Origin of the sequence: Brevundimonas sp., assembly GCF_036676055.1 — a bacterium.
Lineage (GTDB): Bacteria > Pseudomonadota > Alphaproteobacteria > Caulobacterales > Caulobacteraceae > Brevundimonas.
Genome location: NZ_JAKFDS010000026.1, coordinates 1 through 1,749 on the forward strand (window position 1 = coordinate 1; position 1,749 = coordinate 1,749).

3 protein-coding genes are annotated in these 1,749 nt (G+C 69.1%); all 3 read left to right on the forward strand.

What is annotated here, in order from left to right; genetic code table 11:
* Window positions 1-220: hypothetical protein (locus V6M45_RS04970; RefSeq protein WP_332654509.1), on the forward strand; the 220-nt coding region annotated here is incomplete at its 5' end.
* Between the two features lie 313 nt (window positions 221-533).
* A complete protein-coding gene (locus V6M45_RS04975) occupies window positions 534-1,394 on the forward strand; it encodes a hypothetical protein (RefSeq protein WP_332654510.1) in 861 nt (286 codons plus the stop codon).
* Between the two features lie 169 nt (window positions 1,395-1,563).
* The coding region (locus V6M45_RS04980) for a BlaI/MecI/CopY family transcriptional regulator (protein ID WP_332654511.1) at window positions 1,564-1,749 on the forward strand (186 nt) is incomplete at its 3' end.

The window sequence follows — 1,749 nt, forward strand, 5'->3', positions numbered from 1 at the left end:
GGCCGCCAAGACCGCCGAGATGGATGCGCCGATGCCCGGCCGCGCCGTGCTCGAGGCGGTCATCGCCGGCGAGCGCAAGTTCACCAAGGCCCAGCTCGAGTTCACCATCGCCGAAGCCATGGTACTGACCGGCTGGGCCCAGACCCCGCTCGAGCTGATGGAGCAGGGCGAACCCTGGCTGGCCGAGCTGATCCTCAAGAACCAGGCCGAAGCCATCTGAGCCGGCGCCGGCTCGCCGGCAAACACGACACCGTCGGTTGATCCCGGCCCCGGCGTGAAGCCGGCTAACCCTGTTGGTGCCTGAAGACAAACCGTGCCGGTCCGGCATGGTTCGCACCGGCGTTCCGTGAAGATGCGCCGACCCGAGCCCGGGTCGCCCACGCCCTGGTCTTCGTGTCGCATCCCCTGATACCCACGGCTGCCATCCTCGTTTCCCTGCGGACCGACTCCGCCACCCGTCCCTGTTCCATGCGCCGGCGCGGCGTCGCCGCCGGCGTTTCCCCCTGCGACGCATCCTTCCGGAGATGTCCCGAATGACCCGAAACACTTCCTCCCTGTTCAATGGCGCCCGCGTGCTGCTGGCGGCCGGTTCGCTCTGGCTGGCCGCGGCGACGACCGCTTCGGCGCAGTCCACCCTGGTCTTCAGCGGCGACGAAGGCGACTACATCAGCCAGGGCCAGACCTGGTCCTATACCGAGGGCGTGCAGGGCACGGCCAGCTCCGACCAGCGCGTCGTGTCGATCAGCGTCTGGACCGACACCTGGTGGAACCTCGAGTTCGCGGCGCCCGAAGGTGCGCAGCTGCTGCCGGGCGTATACGAGGCGGCGACCCGCTATCCGTTCAACGAGGCCTACGAGCCGGGCCTGAGCCTTTCGGGCGACGGCCGCGGCTGCAATACGCTGACCGGACGTTTCGAAGTGCACGAGGCCGAATACGGTCCCTTCGGTTACCTGGTCAAGTTCCACGCGAGCTTCGAGCAGCATTGCGAAGGCGGCGAGACCGCCGCCTACGGCGAGGTGGTGATCAACAATCCGCCGCCGCCGGAAGCGCTGTCGGTGTCGGTGACGTTCGACCCGAAGTTCGCCGTGAAGCGCCAGACCGGCCAGGTCACGGTCGCCGGCACCGTTACCTGCTCGTCGCCGACCACGGCCAACCTCAGTGGCGCCCTGGTGCAGCGGGTGAACCGCTTCAGCCTGGCCCAGGCCAACTTCTACGCGAACACCGCCTGCGGCCCGACCCCGACCCGCTTCAGCACCGTGGTCAGCTCGATGGGCGTGCCCTTCGGCAGCGGCAAGGCACAGCTCGACGCCACCGTCGGCGCCTATGACCCGAACTACGGCGGCAACGTGACCGAGACGGTCAGCACGGTGGTTTCGCTGGCCAACGGCAAGTAAGACCAGGGATCGGCCGGCCCTGGCGCACCGACGCCGGGGCCGGTCGCCCGTTCGGGCGGTGGCCATCGGGGCCGTCACCGGCCCCGGCCGGACTGGCCATGACTTCCGGCCCATGTTTCCCAGGCTCCCATCTTCTACAACTGTCGTACGACACCTGTAGAGAAAGGCCATGGCCCGCGAGCCCGACACCGACGACATCGCCCTGAGCGAGCTGCAGCTCGACGTCATGCGTGTGCTCTGGCGCGGCGAGGCCAGCGTGGCCGACGTCGCCGCGGCCCTGGTCACCTCGCGCGGGCTGGCCCACACCACCATCGCCACCGTGCTGACCCGCCTGGCCAAACGCGGCCTGGTGGAC